Consider the following 369-nt stretch of genomic DNA (forward strand, 5'->3'; position numbering starts at 1 on the left):
TTGAAGGATGATTCAAAAGTTCTTAATGATGTCGTTGTCATCGGTTATGGCGTTCAGAAGAAGAGCGACCTGACTGGTGCAGTTGCATCTATCAAGAGCGATGACATCAAGGGTTTGTCAGCTACCGATGCCGGTGCTGCCCTCCAGGGTAAGGCTGCCGGTGTGCAGATTATCAACTCGGGTGGTCCGGGTGAGGCTGCCGATATCCGTATCCGTGGTTATTCTTCCAATAGTGGTAATATCGGCCCGTTGCTCATTGTCGATGGTCTGAAGGTGGATAACATCCAGTACCTGGATCCATCTATGATTGAGAGCATGGAGGTATTGAAGGATGCCGCTTCTGCTGCCATCTATGGTGCGCAGGCGGGT

The 369-nt window shown here is 50.9% G+C and carries 1 protein-coding gene; it reads left to right on the forward strand.

The genetic code is table 11. The features are described 5' to 3' along the window. Nucleotides 1–369 (forward strand): TonB-dependent receptor plug domain-containing protein (locus D4A39_RS19465; protein ID WP_158586961.1); only part of this gene is annotated, 369 nt, incomplete at both ends.

Source organism: Alcanivorax profundi (assembly GCF_003597125.1).
In the GTDB taxonomy this organism is placed as follows: domain Bacteria; phylum Pseudomonadota; class Gammaproteobacteria; order Pseudomonadales; family Alcanivoracaceae; genus Alcanivorax; species Alcanivorax profundi.